The organism is Qipengyuania seohaensis (assembly GCF_002795865.1).
Classification (GTDB): Bacteria; Pseudomonadota; Alphaproteobacteria; order Sphingomonadales; family Sphingomonadaceae; genus Qipengyuania; species Qipengyuania seohaensis.
This window is the reverse complement of record NZ_CP024920.1, coordinates 398637-418589: the sequence shown is the minus strand read 5'-3', so window position 1 is coordinate 418589 and position 19953 is coordinate 398637. Positions and strand designations below refer to the sequence as shown.

Sequence of the window (19953 nt, the reverse complement as noted above, 5' to 3'; positions counted from 1 at the left end):
CCGGGCTTGGGTCATCGTACGCATCATTCGGTCGTACAATGAGGATGAAACCTCGCATTGCCTTCGCAATTCTGTCTGGTAACTTTCGGCTATGGAAAGCATTCGCGAAAGCATCGACTTTATTGGCGGCCCGGCGGCGCTGTGGATTCTCGCTACCATGTATTTCGGCAGTGTGATCCTCGAGCGACTGTGGGCGATTCGGGGCAAGCCGGATTACGATAATAAGGACGCATTCAATTCGATTGGGCTCAATCTGATTACGAGTGTGCTCAATCTCGTGATCGGTATTCTGCTTCCGCTCGCTCTCTACGTGCTGGTCTATGACAATCTTCGGCTATTTGAGACCATTCCATTATGGGTGGCCATTCCGGTCGCGTTCGTAGCGCATGAGTTCGCCTATTACTGGGATCACCGCCTCAACCATCGCGTCGGGCTATTCTGGGCATTTCATGCGATCCACCATTCCTCAAACGAGTTCAACCACTCGACGGCGGCACGAGGGTTTTTCCTGGATGGACAGCTTAAACGGCTCTTCGCCGTCATTCCGGCCTTTATAGGAATTGATCCGGTACTCTACATCGCAGTGAGCGTATGCACCAACGCTTTCGGCATCTGGAACCATGCCAGCTACGTGCCGGGCTTGGGCTGGCTTGACCGATTGCTCATGACTCCGAAAATGCACAAAATTCACCATGCCAATCAGCCGCAATACATCGACAAGAACTACAGCCAGGTCACGTTGGTGTTTGACCGGCTGTTTGGAAGTACCGCATATTTAGGCGAGGAGCCTAATCCGGGGCTGGTGAAACCAGTTTACGATTACAACCCGCTGACCGCGCAGTTCGCAGGACTAAAGCAATTGAAGGATAGGATGGATATTGCAAAACGCTGGCAGGACAAGATTGCCTATCTATGGCGACCGCCCGAATGGTCGCATGACGGGGTTTGTCGTTCCGAATGTCCCAAGTACGGCGGGCCGCAATTGGTCTGAATTTGGGTTGGTTGCTGACTGTCGGTTTCTGGCCAATTGCAGCCCTGAACTGCCATTCTGCTTACTACCTGATTAACCGACATCAGCTCTCTGGTACAACTGCCGAAATCTGATAATCGGCACGAGGTTAAGCCGCTGTCACCGACGGTTCGTTGCTAGATTTCAGTCATTTTTTCCGTGCGGTCGAAACATGAGCTGGTTTACGCCAAATTGCTCGACGCCCAAGGGGCATGGGTCGATGTCTCGGAAACCCGTGCGATTTTATGACATTACTCGGCTATTCGCCCCCAAGGTAATGCGAGCGGAACCAAAATGGATGTCCCTGAATTGCCTTCACATGACCCGCTATCGTTATGTCACGGCAGAACGCAAAGGTAAGTGGTATAACCGACTTGCTGACGCGCAGGCGCACGCTAACGCCGTTGGGGCTGGGTTTCTCGCGCCGGACGGAACATTTATAGCTTATCGCGGAACAATTCTGGAGCTCACGCACGAACCGCCGACGGCAGGGTGCACCGTTGCTGAATCCTCAAAGCAAAATACACTGAGCTCCCCGCCGACTTTTGAATTTTAGGGTTTTGGGCAGAGGACGCGCAAAGCTACTATCTGTAGGCTAAATCCAGTTTACCTCAATGATCCTCGCCACTCTCAACTGACAGCCACTCTTTAACAGAGTCATTGTTGTAAGGCTTGGGCAGCACTCCCACCTGCTCCGCCAATCCATGCTGCTCGAGTAGCGCCTCGATGTTGCCTCCTGAACAAACAACAATCTGTAAATCGGATTGGTCACGGACGAGTTGTTCGATAAGTTCTATCGCCGAGCCGTCTGGTAAGCTCAAATCCGCGAACATCACGTCGAAAGTCTCGTCTTCAAGGAGTTGGCGTGCTTCTTTCAAACTTCCTGCCTGTGAAGCCTGCGCGTTGCACTCCTCTATGATGTCGACAAGCATCATCCGGATAAGAACTTCGTCTTCAAGAACTAGGACTCTCGGCGAAGAGACCTCCGGCTTCGTATGTTCAGATTCATTCGTTCGGTCTCGCTCCTTGCCTGCTTGTTCGCCTTCTTCGCGCTTCGCCAGCACAGCTCTCAGTTTCGCTGCTAATTCGGCTTGCGAGTAGGGTTTCGAAAGTAGGTCTACTCCCGGGTCAAGCCGTCCGCCATGCACGATGGCATTCTGGGTATAGCCAGACGTAAACAGGACGGCGAGATTGGGAATTTTTCGCTTGGCGAGCCTGGCAAGCTCGGGTGACCTGAGTTTCCCTGGCATGACTACGTCGGTAAAAAGAAGGTCGATGGGCGTCCCGCTGTTGATGACTGCCATGGCGTTCTCGCCATTGTTGGCTTCCAGCACAGAGTAGCCGAGATCCTTCAGCATCTCGACGGCTGTTTCGCGCACAGCTTCGTCATCTTCTGCGACGAGAACCACTTCGGTTCCGCCCTTCGCGAACCCGCTGGTCGGTAAAGGCTCGGCAATCTCTTCCTCCCTCGTGCGAGGAAGATAAATGCGAAAGGTCGTGCCTTCTCCCTTTTCAGAATAGACCTTCATATGTCCGCCTGACTGTTTGACGAAGCCAAACACCATGCTGAGCCCGAGGCCGGATCCCTCGCCAACCTTCTTGGTCGTAAAAAAGGGCTCGAAGACCTTGTCCAGGTTTTCTTGGCTGATGCCTTGGCCTGTATCGGTAATTGCCAGCATGACATACTGGCCCGGTTCCACATCTTCTTCCGATGCATAGCGATCATCGAGCGATGCGTTCCCAGCCTCAATGGTGAGCCTGCCTCCCTCGGGCATCGCGTCCCGGGCGTTGATGGCCAGATTCAGGATCGCATTCTCGATCTGTGCAGGGTCCGCAAGGCAGTTCCATAGGCCGCCTGCAATCACCGTCTCGACCTCGATGGTCTCACCCAGAGCGCGAGAAAGCATTTCATTCATTCCGCGTACGAGACGGCCAATGTTTGTCGGCTTGGGTTGCAGAGTTTGCTGCCGCCCGAAGGCAAGGAGCTGCGAGGCCAGTTTGGCTCCCTTAGTGACTGCTTCTAAAGCATTGCTCACTCGCTCTTTAGCCTTCGGAATGTGCGCAACATCCTTCTGAATAAGCTGCAAGCTGCCACCGATGACCTGAAGCAAGTTGTTGAAGTCGTGCGCGATCCCACCCGTTAGCTGGCCGATCGCTTCCATCTTTTGAGATTGCAGCAACTGTGCTTCGATCTGGCGCCGCTCCTCGAGGGCCTTTTCGACCCGATCCTTGAGAGTATCATTGAACTCTTCGAGTGCCTTGCGCGCTTCCAGTTCCTGCGTAATTTCGCGCACTTCGATGATCGTGCCCACTGGTTTTCCGGCACTATCGCGAAGCGGCGAGGCGGTATAGCCGACAGGATAGAAGCTTCCGTCCTTGTGTACGAAGATCTCTTCGCCGGATACTTGATTATCCTCAGGGAAGGCCCGGTCGATGGCGCATTCACTGATCGGGAAGGGGCGGCCATCGGGATAGGTATGATGAACGACATCGTGAAGTGGACGGCCCTCGGTTTCGGAGAGGGTGAAGCCGGTCAATTGCTCGGCTGCCGCGTTCATGAATATGCAATGCTGGCGTTCGTCCATCAAGAACACGGACATTTTCGTGTTATTGAGGATCGCATCCAGCCGGTCCGACACGTGGCGTAACTGGCGCTCGACCTCCTTGCGCTCAGAGATGTCCTGGATGGCCGCATAGAACAGAGAGCCATCGGCGGATTCGATCAACTGAAGCTGGACGGCGACTGGATATGTCGAGCCGTCCTTACGTTCATGGCTCGTCTCGAACCGAAGCAGGCTCTTGTCGCCGCTCTTCAGCGGTTCAACAAAGTCAAGGAACTCTTCCCTGCTGTATTCCGGTTTGATGTCCCACGGGGTAAGTCTGCGAAGCTCATCCATGTGATAACCGAGGTTATCCCGCGCGCCTTTGTTGACCAGCACGAATTTGCAATCGTTGGTCGAAAATACATAAGTCTCGCTGCTGGACTCTTCAACGATCTCTCCCAGGCGCTCATGGGTCAATTCTATTGAACCTAATTTGGTGCTCGACACCGCTATTCCCCTCGCGATCACATATCGGCTTGAACTATTATGTTCACGATGGACGAGCTTTCCCTCTATGTCCACGCGACGGCGAGATAATTGATCAACGAGGTATCCGATAGCGCGGCGCGGTTCTAGCCTTGTGGTGGGTCTCTCCCATCATCGAGAATCCCCAATACACGCAGCTCGGCAATGGCCTGATGTGCCGATCGGTATTGAATGAATGTACCGCCTATCTCTTCCCATCGATGCCGGTGGCGAACGGTATCGTCAACCAGGACATCACCAGCCGTTGCATGATCTCGCTTGTCGCGAGCCATGCAGGTAATGATCTCGGTGCCAGGAAAATGCCTTGCCGCCCACTGGACTTTTTGCGCCTCTGCCCAGCCTCCCCTCGGACACCCAGTGAGGATCACCGGGTTTAGATGGCGAACGGCTTTGAACAAGGTCATCGCGCCAGGCATTAGTGGAAGTCTAGCGTAGAAGTCAGGCTGCTTCGCCAGCTTCGACCAGAATGCCGATAGACCATAGCGCTTCTCGAATACTCGCGGAGGCATGCCAAGGACTGACTCTGCAGCGCAATCGAAGTCAGCTAACACGCCATCGCAATCCAAGAAAAGGGTCATTTAAGGCTACCTGTCCCGAGCTCAATTTGTATTCCTGACGTGCCCCCAGCTGGGATTAGAGCCGGGTAGCTTTGTCGTGCATGTGACCGGTTGATACAGTGGGCTGCGTAGCGGAGTCCGGTGGGTGTAGCAAAGGAGGCCATTGCTTATCCAGTTTGGCCGCGATCTCAGCACAGGCATGGGTCAGGTCCATGAACAACGTCTCGTTGAGAAGCTCATCCCGCATCCGGCCGTTAAAGCTCTCGGCGTAGCCGTTCTGCATCGGCCTTTCCGGCGCGATGGAAGGCGACTCCACGCCGATCTCGCCGCACAATGCCAGCACGGCGTTGCTGGTGAGATCCGTCCCATTGTCGCTGACGAAGATGCTAGGCTCCCCACGCTGCGCAATCAGGTCGGTCAGTTCGCGCACGCAAAGGCAGCCCGAGATCAAGATGTCGGGTGCCGCTGCCAAACACTCCCTCGGCACGTCATCGACCACGTTGAGCACACGGAACCGCCTGCCTGACGCCATCTGGTCATATACGAAGTCGAGGCTCCACGGCTGATTCGGCACAGCCAGAACCGGAGCTGGTGCCCACGTACCGACAGCACGCCTGCGACAGCGGTCGCTGGGTGCCAACTTTCATTCCAGCGTTCCCAGGTGCTCAGTGCTGCGTTACTGCGTCAAATTGCTAGGAGACCTTGGCATTTTTCCTGTGGTCGAGGTTTGGCCTTTGGAAAAAGGCGAAAGCACCCGATCTAAAGCAAATCTGACGGCAGCTTTCTGGCAGCGGGGAGGACGCTCGCTACGACCGAGGCTAGGGCGCTTAGCTGCCATCATCATCTTGATGAACGAATGGCCGCTTTCGGGCATCCGCTTGCAAAGCCGGAACCACCGAAATTAGGGCGCAAAGCCGACGCTAGCCGAGCCAGAATGGGATCGGGGCAAGCGCTCTGCACTGTGGTCGTTCCTGCACATGTTCGGGTCAGCCCCCGATCTCGATGTGGCGTTCGAGAACGAGGAAGATCGGGAGGCTGCGCTTGGGCTTCATGGATCTCCTGTTGGCATCGGAAGGCGATGGGGCAAGCTGATTGCAGCAGGGTCTCGGCACCTTCAGACCCGCACCCGATACCCATCCGGCTTTCTTCGCGAACAGTCCTGAACCAGGTCAGCTGAGGACAGCAACCCGTTCCTTTCCGGCCGTGTGGTCGCGCCCCTTTTGTGCGATTGCGGACGCAAAACTGGTTCCCACTTTTGCTGCAATCGCTGGGGCACGCCTGCCCGCACCACCCGTCATGAACCGGTTTCCCTTGGAGCTTCGCTCCTGCAGTGCAGTCCTCCCATGCCCTGCTTCTTCTGGATGTTCGCAAGCCGGAGATGGTCTCCGGTTTGAGGAACTGAAGGACTTTCACCATGACCAATATCGCAATCCTCACCGGCCGCATCGCCCGCGATCCGGACACCCGCGAGACCAAGGGCGGCACCAATGTCACCGGGATCACCGTTGTCACCGATCGTCCCGCACGCGACAAGGACGGCAAGACCTACAAGGACGAGAACGGCTACACCGCCAAGGAAAGCGAGTTCCACCGGGTGACCTGCTTCAACGGCCTCGCCAAGACCGTCGGTCAGTACTGCTCCAAGGGCCAGCTGGTTTCCGTCCAGGGCCGCATCCACTACACCCAGTGGGAAGACAAGGACGGGGTCACGCGCTACGGCACCGAGATCCTCGCCGATAAGGTCGATTTCCTCTCCCGCGGCAACGGCTCCAGCGAGAACGACGACAACAAGGATGCTCTTGAGATCGACTGAACTCTCCCGTCGATCTCCCTCCCGAAGGGGTCCTGTCCATGCCGGACAAGGCCCCTTTCTGGCATCCAAAATGCCGACGATCTTTCAGTAATCGTTTGCAAAAGCAGTGCTACGAAGAGCGCCATGACTGACCAGGCGATCGATTGCTATTCGGGCAAAGCCGCGACTGCTGCCGAGGTTGTGGCACTTGCCAATGAGTATCGGATTGCGGCTCAGCTTCTCGTGCAGAATAGACGGCCCGGAGAACCCAGGTCGCGGGCGCCGTTTCGAATGGTGGCGATCCATGCGGTCGAACTCTACCTGAATGCATTCCTTCTCCGCTCGGGTCACAGCGCGGGTCAAGTCCGGGGGCTTCAGCACAACCTCGCGGCAAGGGCGGACCTAGCGGTGCAGCTTGGGCTCGTACTACGAAAGCGGACACGGGAACACCTGCATGCCATGTAGCAGTCACGCGAATTTCTTGTGACGCGATACGTGCCCAGCGGGACCAGCCTATCGGAGATCAATCGCCTGCAGGCGACGCTAACAGAGGTCGCGCAGAAGGTCTCGGCAGCTATCTAGCTAGGAACCGGAGGGGAGCGAGCCTGGCTCACGGTGGTCCCATTCTGATGGCCGCGCAACCGGCGCGTCAAGGACGGCAGGGTCCCACCATTTTGCCTCCCCTTCGCTGCGCTGCGGTCCGACAAAATCGTTACCCCTACCGCCGCTTCGCGGTCGCCCTTTGGGCGATCCCTGACCCGCCGGCCGCACGCCCATCCGTCCTGCTCCTGCCGTCAACGGCAGACATCAGGAGGATATCATGGCTTCGATTTTTCGAACAAATTCGAACTCAGAACGCTACTTTGCCGCGCTGGCTGTGGCAGAGCGGCGGGCGTTGCACAGCTTCTTCGATCAGCACATCGTCGAGGACCGCGAACTGGGATACTTCGCTCTTGACGAGGGTGACTACAACGCTCTTCCAGCGCATCTGGCAGCGCGCGTGGTGCACACTGTGCACGGTGCGATGCTCGATGAATTCTGAGCAACGAGCAGGGCAGGGACCGGGAACGGTTCCTGCCCTTTTTCTTGTTCGCTGGGTTCAGGAAAACGCGATCCTTGCTTGACGCGTAGCTCAACTTCAATTGACCTCGGGACGGCTTGGTGATGGCCATCTGGTCCCCATGATCCGCTCAAGCAACCTAGCAATTGCCCCGCCTGAGCAATAGCCTGCCGAGAGGGATTCACACATAACTAAGGCCAGTTTGTAGCCCAGCGGCATTTTTTGCCCTGAACCTCGCTTTTCCCTGCAAAGACTCGATTGCTCACGCTCCGAGAATAAGGGTGCGAATTCAAGCGATTGGACAGAACTCAGGGCGTACTGGAAACACCCGCGCACATTGGAACTTGACAGGCACACCGTACGCAGCGGGGCCGCCAATGTTCTTCCAATGTTCTCAGTTATTTACAGCGCAAATTTGGCGCGTGCACCGACCGATTTGACCGCAAATCGCGAATTGGATTCGCAAATAGGAGGCAAATCACCTTCGCCTAAAATACTGATGTAGATAGGGAAATTTTCGTTTTCCTACACCCCCTTCGTGAATTACTGTCATTCTCGCCTTCCGCAGGTCGAACCAGGCTTCTTCAGCACAAGGAGCTTGGAAAGATGCAACGTTACAGGGTCCTCCAGACCTACGTCCCGCCGCTGATCGCGGACTGGATTCTGGAGCAATCAAGCACCCGCGAGACCAGCGTGAGCGTGGTCATTCGCGACCATTTGGTCGCCGCCTGGAACCGCGACAACGATCATGCCGATCGTCCCGGCGGGACCGATCCGGCCCGCCAGTTGGTGTTCCTCACCACCGCGCTCGATGCACTGCTTGCGAGCCATACCGACGACACTCTGCGCAAGCGTACCCATGCCGCCTACCATCGCCGCCTCGCACAGCTCGGCTTCATTCCTTCGCGCGAGAAGGAGGCAAGCAATGAAGAATAGCATCGTCAATTTCACGCGCGGCACCCAGCTTCTCGGGCACTTCGGTTTCATGTTCGCCGCGGGTTTCAAGCTGCCGCTTGTCGTCTCTGTTCTGGTCATTCTGGCGACCGTCTGGTGGCGGGTCAGCAGCATGCTGACCGACTACCAGGCCTACCTCTTGTGGATGCATGTCTATGCCTCTGCCTATGGCTTCATGGAGTTCGATCCAGCCAAGCTGGTCAACCTGCGCCTGCCCGATGGCGAGTTGGTTGCCTTCCCCATGGCAGTAGTGAGGGACTTCCCGCCGATGCGCGAAGCCTGGACCCTGTTCTTCGCCACGGCAAAGCAGGCCATGCTGCTATCTGCGCTCTGGCTCGCCCCGCTCCTTGCGGCCTTCTGGTGGGTCGCCGAGCACTTCGGCGAGCGTTCGAAACGCAAGCGTCACCTGCGCGGTGCGCAGCTCGTCTCCCTGAGCGAACTCGAGACCGATATCGCCCGGTACAACCGCCGCGCCCGCGCCCGCGAGTATGGTCGCGAAATGGGCTGGAAATGGCGCCTTGCGGGTAGTACGGCCCTGCGCGCTGCGGGTCTCTACACGCCCGCGCATATCGCCGGTGTCAGCTACCCGTGGCGGCAAGAGCAGGGTCATGCCATGCTCGTCGGAACCACCGGTATGGGCAAGACCGTGGCGCTCTTCGAGCTTGTCGATGAGATCCGCATGAGGGGAGAGCGCGCGGTCATTTTCGATCTCACGGGCGCCTTTATCGAGGCCTTCTACGAGCCCGATCGCGATGTCATCCTGAACCCGCTCGATGCCCGCTGTCCGGCATGGAGCGTCTTCAATGATTGCACCACCAGCGCCGAGTTCCATGCCGCCGCGGAGTCGCTCGTGCCGCATGATGGCGGCGGGGCGGAGCAGTTCTGGGTGCTCGGCGCGCGGACGCTCTTCGTCGAGACCTGTCTCAAGCTGCTCGAAAACGGCAAAGGCACAAACGCGGCGCTGGCAAGCGACCTCATGAACGCCAATCTTCCCGACCTTCACAAGCTGCTCGAAGACACAATGGCAGGCCCCATGACCGACCCGCAGGCTGCGAAGATGGCTGAATCGGTGCGTGCAGTGTTCAACGTGAACGCCAAGGCGCTGCAATTGTTGCCCACCGAGGGCGAACCCTTTTCGATCCGCGAGTGGGTCAAAGGCGAGGGCAAGGAAGGATCAATCCTGTTCCTTTCGGCACGCTACGCAGACCTTACCGTGCTCTCGCAGATGCTCACCTTGTGGCTCGATACGGCGATCAACACACTGATGACAGGGCGGACCACGCCCGACCTCAAATTGTGGTTCCTGATCGACGAGCTGGGCGCGCTGCACCGGCTTCCCTCGCTCGAAAAGGGCCTGCAGACAGCGCGCAATTACGGCGGTGCGATCGTCACAGGTGTGCACGCCTTTGCCAAGCTCAAGGAGGTCTATGGAGAGAACATGGCGATGACTTTGTCGTCGCTAGCCAAGACCAAGCTCATGCTCGGTACGGCCGACCGCGAGACCGCTACCTGGTGTTCGGACTCGGTCGGCCACCGCGAGGTCCGCGAAGTCGAAGAGAACCAGAGCTACGGGCACAACAGCGCCCGCGATGCGGTGAGCCTGACAGCCCGCCGCGAAATCGCTCCCTTGTTGCTTCCCGATGAGTTCATGGGGCTGAAGAGCCTTGAAGGGTACATCAAGTTTCCCGAGGGACTTCCGACCGCGCCGGTCACGCTTGAGCCCCGGGATTGGCCCCGCATCACCGAAGGGTTTATCCCTCGCGAGATCCAGCGACCCGCAAGAACGGTGGCTAGGCCGGTAAACGTCGGACCTGGCGAAGGGGAAACATCCGGGCAGGGCGGCAGCGACAGCGACGATTCCGGCGAACGCCGTCGCCGCGACGACAAGCATCCCGACCGGGACTCCGATGGCGACCAGCGGAAACGTCCCAATCGCAAATCACAACGCCGCCATGCGAAGGGCAAGTCGAAGGGAGTGGCGCCGGACGACCAGACGGGTGCCGCGCGGGACAGGCAGTCTGCTGCAGAAGCCGCCAACAAAGAGCGCCCGCCAGTGGATCAATCGACTGGTCGACAGAGCGAACTGCCACTCGAACCCGGCAGCCGCAAAGCCCCCAATGATCACGCGGACGCGCGGCCAGAAAGGTACGGCGACAGTCCTAATCCCCACCGAGCCAAGGAAAGCAGCGAACAACGCACTCGCGCCGATCAGGAGCGCCGACAGCGCGATCTTCTTGGCGGTGCGGCTCACGACAAGGAGAAGGACACACCTGATCGTGACGAACCCGACGTGGGCGATATCGAGCCGGATATCTGATGCCCAAGCCAGTGCAATCAGTGCGTCTAATCGAGGGTTAGGGCCTTGCTCTCGATCGCCAATGTCCGATCGCCATCTGCTGCCGCCAGCTACTTTGCCGACGACAATTATTATGCCCGGGCCGATGCCGATCGATCCGGGCAATGGGTCGGCGAAGGCGCGAACTCACTTGGCCTATCGGGGCGCGTTGAGACCAGGCAATTCGATGCGCTGCTGCGCGGCGAGCTTCCCGACGGAACGAGCGTCGGCAATCCTGGACAGCCACATAGGCCGGGAACCGATCTTACATTCTCGCTCCCCAAAAGCTGGTCACTCTTGGCTCTGGTCGGAAAGGACGAGCGGATCGTTGCTGCCTATCGCGAGGCGGTAACTGAGGCGCTCACATGGGCCGAAAAGAACGCTGCTGAAACCCGCCTTGTCGACCGGGGCAAGATCAGGACCGTTGCGACTGGCAATCTCGCGGTCGGACTTTTCCAGCATGATACCAACCGCAACCAGGAGCCCAATCTGCACTTCCATGCTGTCGTTGCCAATGTGACCCAGGCCAAGGACGGCAAGTGGCGAACGCTCAAGAACGACAGGCTGTTTGCGCTAGGGACCCTGTTCAACTCGATAGCCATGGCGCGCTTCCGGATCGCAGTCGAGAAGCTTGGCTACGAGACCGGCCCGGTTGGCAAACACGGTAATTTCGAGGCCCGCGGGATCTCGCGCGATCAGGTGATGGCCTTCTCCACGCGGCGGAAGGAAGTGCTCGAAGCACGCCGTGGTCCGGGGCTGGAGGCAGGCAAGATTGCGGCGCACGCCACACGTTCACCCAAGCAGCCGATCGAGGATCGCACGGTCCTGGGCGAGCAATGGCAGGCGGCAGCAAAGACTGTCGGCCTCGACCTGCCAAGACTGGTCGATACCGCCAAGACGAGAGCCAGCGAGCGCACCGCTGCCGACGCAAAGTTGCCCGGTCTGGCTGAGCGCGGCTTGGCGCTGCTCAAGGACTTTGCCGCGCGCATCAAGGGCAAGGAGCACGATCCGCTCGTCCCGGAACATGTTCTCAAGAAAGGACCACAAGAGATTGCAGCGTCCCAGGCCGTGGCTTCGGCAGTGCGCCACCTGTCGCAGCGAGAGGCAGGCTTTGCACGGGAGAACCTGTACAAGGCCGCGCTCGACTTCGGGCTGCCTACCACCATCGCCGATGTCGAAAAGGCGGTGCGCTCGCTGGTGCGTTCAGGGCACCTGCTGCGGGGCAAGGGCGAGCACAAGGGGTGGCTCGCAAGCCGAGAAGAGGTCGAGCGCGAGGCGCGGATTCTTGCCTGGGCGAATGAAGGAAAGGGCGCGGTCGAACCCGTTCTTGCCGAGCGGCGAGCCGACGCTAGTGTCCAGGCTTCCGCTCTGGTCAATCAGGGCTTCAAGCTCAATGAGGGCCAGCTGGGCGCAGCTCGACTTATCCTGACATCACGTGATCGGACCATCGCCGTGCAGGGTGTTGCCGGCGCTGGCAAATCGAGCGTGCTGAAGCCGGTCGCCGATGTGCTGCGGCATGAGGGTCACAAGGTACTTGGTCTGTCGATACAGAACACGCTGGTTCAGATGCTCGAACGCGACACCGGTATTGAGGCGCAGACGCTCGCGAGCTTCCTGAACCGCTGGAGACCGATCAGCGGGGGCGCGGGTCGGGCCAGTCTCGATCGCGAAGCGCGCGGGGAGCTGGGCGGCAGCGTCCTTATCCTCGACGAAGCCTCAATGGTCTCCAATGCAGACAAGGAGCAGCTCATCCACATCGCCAATCGCGCCGGTGCGCACCGGTTGGTGCTCATGGGCGACCGCAAGCAACTGGGCGCGGTCGATGCCGGCAAGCCGTTCGATCTCCTGCAGCAGGGAGGGATTGCGCAGGCGCAGATGAACACCAACCTGCGCGGGCGCGATCCCATCCTGCGCGAGGCACAGGCGGCAGCGCAGGCCGGGCTGGTCCGCACGGCGCTCGACCACCTCAAGGACAATACGGTCGAAGCCAAGGGGGATGGAGCGATTGCTGCTGCCGAGCGCTGGCTGTCGCTGCCACCCGAAGAGCGGGAGCGGACCGCGATCTATGCATCGGGTCGCAAGATCCGCGCCGCCGTCAACAAAGCCGTCCAGACCGGCCTAGCTGCCAACCGAGAAATCGGCCCCGAGAAGCTCGAGCTCGAAGTTCTCGACCGCGTCAATCTTACGCGGGAAGAACTGCGATACCTCGCCGCCTACCGGCCTGGTATGGTGCTCGAGGTCGCCAAACTCGAACGCACGCTTGGCCTCAAACGCGGCGAGTATCTGGTGCGCAAGGTCGACGACCGGAAAGGCATTGTCGAGCTTGAGGATAAGCATGGCAGGCTGAGCAAGCTCAACCCGTCTCGCATCGGGCACACGGGGAAAGACGACAATCTTGCGATATTCGACCGGCGCAAACTTGAGGTCCACCAAGGCGATCGCATCCGCTGGACCAGGAACGACCACCGGCGCGGCCTGTTCAACGCCGACCGGGCTCGAATCACTCGTATCGACGGCGATCAGATCACTGTCGAGACTTCCAAGGGCAACAAGATGAGGCTTGGCAAAGACGATCCGATACTCAAGCGCCTTGATTTGGCCTATGCACTCAATGCTCACATGGCGCAGGGTCTAACCTCCGATCGAGGCATTGCCGTCATGGATAGCCGTGAGCGCAACCTTTCCAACCAGAAGACCTTTCTCGTCACGGTGACCCGGCTTCGCGACCATCTCACACTTGTGGTCGACAGCGCTGCAAGGCTCGGTGCCGCTGTTTCAAAGAACCGAGGCGATAAGTCATCGGCGTTGGAGGTCACCGAGCGATTGAAGGCCGCGGGGCAGGTGGGGAGGGGCACGACTTCGGCCGAGAAGGGCCCAAAGACTCCCGAGCCAGAACTCGCCAAGGAGCGTAACCGCTCGATGGATTTTGGGATTTAACGAGATGGTGGCCCAAGAATGGCCGCCTTGCGCCCCAATTTCGGACATGAGGTCAATGCACGCGCTGGCCTAAAAGCGGTCATCGGAGCGCAAATCAGAAATGACGATTGTAAGCCCGGCTGCTAGACACCGAAGACTGTTCGTGGGTAATTTGTGCGCACCCACGCCATCTGCCGGGAAGAGCCGAATTTAGCGAAATCCGGATTGAAGTGTCTCCATCAAAGCATGCAAACAACTCCAAATACGGTACCCGGTTCAATAACTAGTTCGATCTTGGAATTTTGCCGTTCGATCGCGCCGAATGAACCGGCCTTCATTATCTCTGTTCCACTTCGAAGAAGCGCGACATCATTCTGCTTCGAAAACGTTGATCGAAAAATCGCAAAAAATGGTGGCTCCAAAGTCTTTGGCTGGGCGATTTGGCACATTCCGGACAGATACTTCGAGGCTGAGCACCACGCGGTCTGGCGCAACAAGAACGGCGGCCTTATCGACGTCAGCCCTCAAATGGGGCAGCGCAGACGGATGTTGTTTCTGCCGGACCCATCCGCTGTTTACGATCCAAAATGCCCTCTTCCAAATATTCTTGCTCCGGACGGGACTTCGCCGGAGGCCTTAGAATTCGTTCAGTTAGGCAATCAGCGTAATGCTCTTTTGACGCGATGTCGTATCCCCGGTAGCGCTGAAATACGTCTTTTCGACGCCGATCAAAACGAACTCGCTGCCATAGATCGAAGAATTCAAGAACTTCTCATCGTCTAGTATTTGACTTTCTGGGGGAAAAATACCGGAGCTGGCTGCAAAGGCGCCGAGCCTCGGTGCACGATTACCGATCCGGCTCATATTGAAGTCAGGTATGATATGCTCCCTAATAGGGAGCGATTGACATTGTTCCCAATATGAGTACATAGGGGGTGTGAATGCGAATCATTGCAAGGCGCACACTACGCGAGTTTGGGGACGCAAACCCTAGTGCGAAGGCTGCGCTTGATAGCTGGTATCACGAAGCAAAGAGCAAGGACTGGCAAACGCCAGCTGACATCAAGGAGCAGTATCGAAACGCGAGCATCGTCGGAAACAATCGAGTGGTTTTTAATATCGCAGGTAACAAATACCGCTTGGTTGTTCGCATTGATTATCAAGCTGGCATTATCTTCATCAGATTTGTCGGAACGCATGCCGACTACGACAAGATCGATGTGGAGGAGATCTAATGAGCAACGTACGTCCAATTCGGAATGAGACTGATTACGATGCTGCTCTTGCGCGCGTCGATTACATAATGTCGACTGCAGTAAACGACGAATTGCGCGATGAATTGGACGTGCTCTCGACATTGATCGAGGTCTATGAAGACGAGCATTACCCAATTGATCTACCGTCTCCGGTCGAGGCTATTCAGTTCCGAATGGAACAATCCAATTTGAGCCAGGCTGATTTGGTGCCCTACATTGGGAGCCGTGCTAAAGTTTCCGAGGTCCTATCAGGAAAGCGCACACTTACGCTCAAAATGATCCGCGCGTTGAACACCCATTTGGGAATTCCTGCAGAGGTTCTAATTGGCGATGGAAATGTTGCTGACCTCCAGAAACCCACCAGAGAAGTACAGTGGGATCGATTCCCTATAAGAGAACTTCTGAAGCGTGGCTGGTTGGAGACAAACAAGCAGGTTGCGAAATCTGCTGAAGACCTCATGGCAGGCCTTCTCCAGCAAGCGGGCGGCATGCAGGCAGTACCACAAGCATTGTACCGTAAGAACGACTCCACACGCCAAAATGCCAGTATGGACCCATATGCGCTGCAAGCCTGGTGCCTTTATGTCCTGGCCGAAGCACGCAAACAAACGCTGCCAGCAACATACAGCGAAGGAGCGATCGACCAGGACTTCCTCCGCTTCCTGGCTACTCTGAGCCGCCTTTCGGACGGTCCTAAGCGTGCAGTCGAAGCGTTGGCGCAAAAGGGCATAGCGGTCGTTTACGCTAGACACCTGCCAAAAACTTACCTCGACGGTGCCGCAATGCGAACAAAGGAACAGGTTCCAGTAATTGGTCTCAGTCTTCGTTTCGATCGCCTCGACAATTTCTGGTTTTGCCTTCTTCACGAAATCGTTCACGTCTGGCGACATCTGAAGGACGAACACGACTTCTTTATAGATGACCTTAAGTTAGACCCCTCCGACCATTCTGAAGACTGGTCAGTTGAAGAGGAAGCGGATCTGCTCGCGCAGGAGGCGCTCATTCCGTCAAAAAAATGGTCCGACGCCGACTTATTGTCGAGAGCTACACCGTCCCGCGTGATGGCCTTCGCACAGTCAGTGAATGTCCATCCCGCCATCGTTGCAGGCCGGGTGCGACGAGAGACAGGCAACTACCGTCTACTTTCGCAGTTCGTCGGCACCAATGAGGTCCGTCAACATTTCGAGGAGACATCATAAAGGCAAGCGGGGCCGACTAATCGGCCCCGCTGCCAAGCAGATTTCCCGAAGGTGCAAGCGCCGCCCGGAGGGACAACGCCATTCGGATAACCTGCCCTGAACACGCTCGCGTTATCTCGTTCGTAACGAACTGGCAACACCACACTACGGCGCGATGAGGAGGCTTACACGATGAGCCAGAACGATCAGCGTCGCATATTTGTGGCGCAAGCAGAGAATGGAAAGCTAACTGATACAGACATCCTCCAGGTATTGTCCGCAGCCGAGATTGATCTTGCGACGGTAAAGATTGTCACTGGTGCAGACGATCTCGCCACGATGACCGAGCGCGATGCTGCTGTCCTTATTTTGGCGGATAGCAATGAAGTCAGCAACCTACTGAACGAAACTGCGTTTGCCGCAGCTCAGGAGGGTGTCTGCAACATTGTTGGATTATGGGCTCCTGGCCAGGCTCAAACCGGAATTCATCCGGCGGCGGCGAAGTACAGCACGGCCCAAATTCCATGGGACCCCCAAAAGCTGAAAGATGAACTGGGCTCTGACTGTGAGCATGCCTTCCTTACGCCCGATGGTGAAAAAGCAGACCCAAATGAGGTTGAGCCCAATGAGTGCGAATAAGCGACCACGGCGCCTGTACCGGTACGTCATCGACCACGACAAGGGTTTCGCCCCTAATCCGTTTTTCAACGTCTGTACGCTGGCGTGTTGCAAGCCGGTCATCCGAAAGGGCGCTGAACTCGGTGATGTGATCGTCGGCTATGGCCCTGCCAAATACGATCTTAGCGGCCAGATCATCTACTGGATGATGGTCGATGAAATCATGAGCTACGATGACTATTGGGACGAACCGGAGTTCGAAAAAAAGCGTCCGCGAACGGGCGGCTCTCTGATGCTAAACTTTGGCGACAATATCTATCACCATGACGAAGCGACTGGTCAGTGGATACAAGAACATTCCTTCCACAGTGACGAGAATAGCCTGCATGGTGGTGGGAATCTAAAACGCGACACAGACAGAACGGATCGGGTGCTTATTGGGCGAGAGTATGCGTACTGGGGCGCCAAAGGACCTCGCCCGCCCAATGAATTTAAAGAGTTCGTTCGTCGAGGCCGCGGACAAATCTATAACGTCGATTGTGAGGCAAAAAAGGAAGCTTTCATCGCCTGGCTTCAAGGTATTCCAGATCGTGGTCTGATCCATGATCCGGCTGATTGGTCACGGGATAAAAAGGTGCGGATGCTTTTAGATCGGAAGCCCGTGACATGTTGATTGAGCGGTATGCAAAGTCGGTCTCAGAGACCAATCAGTTTTCGAGCACAGACGATGCTGAGAAGCAGTTGAGGGCAAATCCCAGAGAGATTGCGATCTTCGGCCTAGCCAGTGAGCTCGGCTCTGTGATTTCAGCGATCAAGAAGCATTGGCTGCAAGAAGGGGGTGTTCTATCCTCGCCACTCGCAAAAGCCGAACTCGAGGAAGAGCTCGGCGATGCCATGTGGTACGCGTTCGCCCTCGCCAAGATCGAAGGTCTGGACAGCAGCCTCGATATACTCCGCCAGAACATCAAGCACCTGGAAAACGAAGTCACTGAAGAGGCAAAGCGTGGCGGACGAATTCGCGAAGTGCTGTCGGACTCCGAAGTGAAAGCTTTTTTGGACGAGGCAGGGGTCTTCAGATCTAAGCGACAACGTACCCTCCGCGATTATCAGGTCTTGGCATTCCGGACCGCTCGCACTGAAAAGCACACCTTGCTGCAAGTGTGCGCGGCGGTGCTCACTCAACTTTCAGCTCAACTGATGCGTGATCTGCTGCCTGAGCTTGAAACCGAGTTGAATACGGAACTGAATGATCGGCCGATCGACGTCGTCTTGGGAGAGATTGCATGGCATCTCTGTGCCATTGCCTCGCTCTATGAGATCGACATGAACGAGGTCGCATCGGAAAACATCGAAAAAGCCAACGCCCGGCGAAATGATGGCGTTGCGACACCGTTGCATGACACGCTGGCTCCTGTGGACCAACAGCTTCCTCGCGTCTTCCAAGTTGAATTCCGTTCGGTCAGCGCCGACACCGTTGAAATCTATCTGGGCGAGGAACAAATTGGAAATTCGTTGCGCGATCAGTATTCAATTCAGGATGGATACCGCTTTCATGATGTAATCCATCTCGCCAATGCGGCCGTTTTGGGTTGGTCACCGGTCCTCCGCGACCTAATGAACGTCAAACGGACTCACTGCTCAGAAACCAAGCAGAATGAGGATGGAGGGCGGTCTGCCGTAGTTGAAGAACTGGTGATCAAGCACGTGCATTGGGAAGCTGCGCAGCGGGCTAAGCACTTGCATCAAGATCTATCACCTTACGATCGGCCCTTGTTTCCCGAAGGCGAAGAAATTCCATTCTCGCTCCTGAAAACCATCCGTGGACTGACGATCGGGCATGAGGTCTATGCGAACAAGTATTGGGAATGGGAGTTGGCAATTCGCGAAGGCTATCGGGTTTTCCAACTCCTCAAGAAGCATAAGGGCGGGCTCGTTGAAGTAGACCTAGGAGCCCGACGCTTGAGATTCACACCTCCCGGCGAACCGGTCACACCTCTTCAAGCTCGGCACTAATCTTCTCGTTTAGACCCCAATCGGGCGGGTAGAACGGAAGCGGGAGCCGACCTGCAGGAGCAAACTTCTGCTTGATGCGGGTTCTTCCCGAGCTGCCATTCACTTTAGGAAACGCGACCCTCGCATACTTAGAAATCTCGCAAAAAAGGTTTTGGCAATCAATTAGCTGAAGCGGCCTGCCCCAAAGTGACGGGAAATCGATTTCGAAAATCTCAAAGTAACGATCTTGGTACAGAGCCATATGCTTGATTATGGCTTCGGAAGGAACTCCATCGGTCGATTTGAAACACTTCGCGATCCCGTCCAGTGCTCCAGGACCAGCCTTGACAAACTCCATCTCGGAGAACGACGTCAGCGTGGAATAGTTGATGTCCGTCACAAACTGGTAGGCTAGGAACGGGCCCAGTGAAGGGGCTGAGATCATGAGATCATAGGCATCTCCCATGTTTCTACAATTCCGAAGGCGTCTTGGATAATCCTCTGCGACCATCCATTCCAGAAGGCGCAAATGATTTGCGTGTTTGCTCTTGTGTCCGAACGTCGACCCCGCAGAAGGCATAATGTACGCAGCCGAGTAGTTGCGCTTTTGCGAGGCTTGGCGACGCGAGAGGAAGGAGTCGAACTTGTCAAAGTTATGTCGCTCCCAAGTTAGCTCTCCGAACTCACGCTCAAGCGCCTCCCAAGTATCGATCTTGTTGAACAACTTGAACAAGAGCACTCGATAGAAGATGTCTTCGTCAGTCCACTGCTGCCGGTAAACCGATATCACATTGCGCAGGAGGAATTGGCTCACTCGGTCAGAGGCACGGTAGGAGTTTGTGAAGCGATAGGTGAATAGTACAGGGTCGTCAGTCAGCGCTGGGTCATTAACGCCTTTCAGCCTCTTCAAGAACATGCGCTGCCGTTCGGCCGCGAAACGCCAGTATGCAGCAAAAACCTCTGTCGTTTCCAATACAGTCCCTTCAACGTGAATAGTGAGCCCGTTGGGCTCTTTGTTTTCTGGGACGGTTTGATCATCAACCGATCGGAAAAGCTCATGTTGATCGAGCATTGCGGTCCTAATCCAAATAGTGTTCCTGCGTCGCATGTGTCCGGGATCTCGTTCGCAAAACCGGACAGGCGCTGCCTTTGCTACAAGAACGAGAACAACACCGAAAGTCTTCGAAGCGGCATATC

At 56.7% G+C, this 19953-nt stretch carries 15 protein-coding genes and 1 pseudogene; 12 read left to right on the top strand and 4 right to left on the bottom strand.

The window, feature by feature from the left end; genetic code table 11:
• The first annotated feature begins 91 nt into the window (after nt 1-91).
• Complete coding sequence (locus CVE41_RS02090; protein WP_100259170.1) at nt 92-991, top strand: sterol desaturase family protein; 900 nt, start codon at nt 92-94, stop codon at nt 989-991.
• 629 nt (nt 992-1620) lie between these two features.
• On the opposite strand, the gene CVE41_RS02080 is transcribed toward CVE41_RS02090, so the two are convergent.
• The 3 genes and pseudogenes from CVE41_RS02080 to CVE41_RS02070 all read right to left on the bottom strand — a co-directional run.
• Nucleotides 1621-4059 carry a PAS domain S-box protein gene (locus CVE41_RS02080; protein ID WP_232725750.1) on the bottom strand — a complete coding sequence of 813 codons (2439 nt, stop codon included), beginning with the start codon at nt 4057-4059 and terminating at the stop codon, nt 1621-1623.
• 125 nt (nt 4060-4184) lie between these two features.
• The gene (locus tag CVE41_RS02075) at nt 4185-4676 is read right to left on the bottom strand and encodes an HAD family hydrolase (RefSeq protein ID WP_100259167.1); all 492 of its coding nucleotides are present in this window, start codon (nt 4674-4676) and stop codon (nt 4185-4187) included.
• Nucleotides 4677-4731: 55 nt separating this feature from the next.
• Nucleotides 4732-5280, bottom strand: a pseudogene (locus tag CVE41_RS02070) (DDE-type integrase/transposase/recombinase); the annotation flags it as partial.
• A 789-nt stretch (nt 5281-6069) separates the two neighbouring features.
• Here CVE41_RS02070 and CVE41_RS02065 point away from each other — a divergent pair.
• The 11 genes from CVE41_RS02065 (at nt 6070) to CVE41_RS02010 (ending at nt 18777) form a co-directional block, all read left to right on the top strand.
• Nucleotides 6070-6468, top strand: coding sequence for a single-stranded DNA-binding protein (locus tag CVE41_RS02065; RefSeq protein ID WP_100259166.1), 399 nt, complete (start codon nt 6070-6072; stop codon nt 6466-6468).
• Between the two features lie 799 nt (nt 6469-7267).
• Nucleotides 7268-7489 (top strand): hypothetical protein, encoded by a 222-nt coding sequence (locus CVE41_RS02055; RefSeq protein WP_100259165.1) that lies wholly within the window; start codon nt 7268-7270, stop codon nt 7487-7489.
• A 624-nt stretch (nt 7490-8113) separates the two neighbouring features.
• Nucleotides 8114-8443 carry a hypothetical protein gene (locus tag CVE41_RS02050; RefSeq protein WP_100259164.1) on the top strand — a complete coding sequence of 110 codons (330 nt, stop codon included), beginning with the start codon at nt 8114-8116 and terminating at the stop codon, nt 8441-8443.
• Nucleotides 8433-10778, top strand: a complete 2346-nt coding sequence (locus CVE41_RS02045; protein ID WP_100259163.1) for a type IV secretion system DNA-binding domain-containing protein — start codon at nt 8433-8435, stop codon at nt 10776-10778. The genes CVE41_RS02050 and CVE41_RS02045 overlap by 11 nt, the downstream gene beginning before the upstream one ends.
• A 45-nt stretch (nt 10779-10823) precedes the next feature.
• Entirely contained in the window at nt 10824-13733 is a 2910-nt protein-coding gene (mobF, locus tag CVE41_RS02040; protein ID WP_100259162.1) for a MobF family relaxase, read from the top strand.
• A 225-nt stretch (nt 13734-13958) separates the two neighbouring features.
• Nucleotides 13959-14495: a hypothetical protein gene (locus tag CVE41_RS14530; RefSeq protein WP_198507694.1), complete on the top strand. Its 537-nt coding sequence runs from the start codon at nt 13959-13961 to the stop codon at nt 14493-14495.
• Nucleotides 14496-14653: 158 nt separating this feature from the next.
• Nucleotides 14654-14947 (top strand): type II toxin-antitoxin system HigB family toxin, encoded by a 294-nt coding sequence (locus CVE41_RS02030; RefSeq protein WP_100259160.1) that lies wholly within the window; start codon nt 14654-14656, stop codon nt 14945-14947.
• The gene (locus CVE41_RS02025) at nt 14947-16167 is read left to right on the top strand and encodes an ImmA/IrrE family metallo-endopeptidase (protein ID WP_100259159.1); all 1221 of its coding nucleotides are present in this window, start codon (nt 14947-14949) and stop codon (nt 16165-16167) included. Before CVE41_RS02030 ends, CVE41_RS02025 begins: the two co-directional genes overlap by 1 nt.
• Before the next feature lie 171 nt (nt 16168-16338).
• Nucleotides 16339-16785 carry a hypothetical protein gene (locus CVE41_RS02020; protein WP_100259158.1) on the top strand — a complete coding sequence of 149 codons (447 nt, stop codon included), beginning with the start codon at nt 16339-16341 and terminating at the stop codon, nt 16783-16785.
• Nucleotides 16772-17437, top strand: a complete 666-nt coding sequence (locus CVE41_RS02015) for an Nmad2 family putative nucleotide modification protein (RefSeq protein WP_100259157.1) — start codon at nt 16772-16774, stop codon at nt 17435-17437. Before CVE41_RS02020 ends, CVE41_RS02015 begins: the two co-directional genes overlap by 14 nt.
• A complete protein-coding gene (locus CVE41_RS02010; RefSeq protein WP_100259156.1) occupies nt 17431-18777 on the top strand; it encodes a MazG nucleotide pyrophosphohydrolase domain-containing protein in 1347 nt (448 codons plus the stop codon). Before CVE41_RS02015 ends, CVE41_RS02010 begins: the two co-directional genes overlap by 7 nt.
• Here CVE41_RS02010 and CVE41_RS02005 read toward each other — a convergent pair.
• Nucleotides 18752-19828 carry a nucleotide kinase domain-containing protein gene (locus CVE41_RS02005; protein ID WP_198507693.1) on the bottom strand — a complete coding sequence of 359 codons (1077 nt, stop codon included), beginning with the start codon at nt 19826-19828 and terminating at the stop codon, nt 18752-18754. The two genes, CVE41_RS02010 and CVE41_RS02005, sit on opposite strands and share 26 nt — an antisense overlap.
• Between the last annotated feature and the right edge of the window lie 125 nt (nt 19829-19953).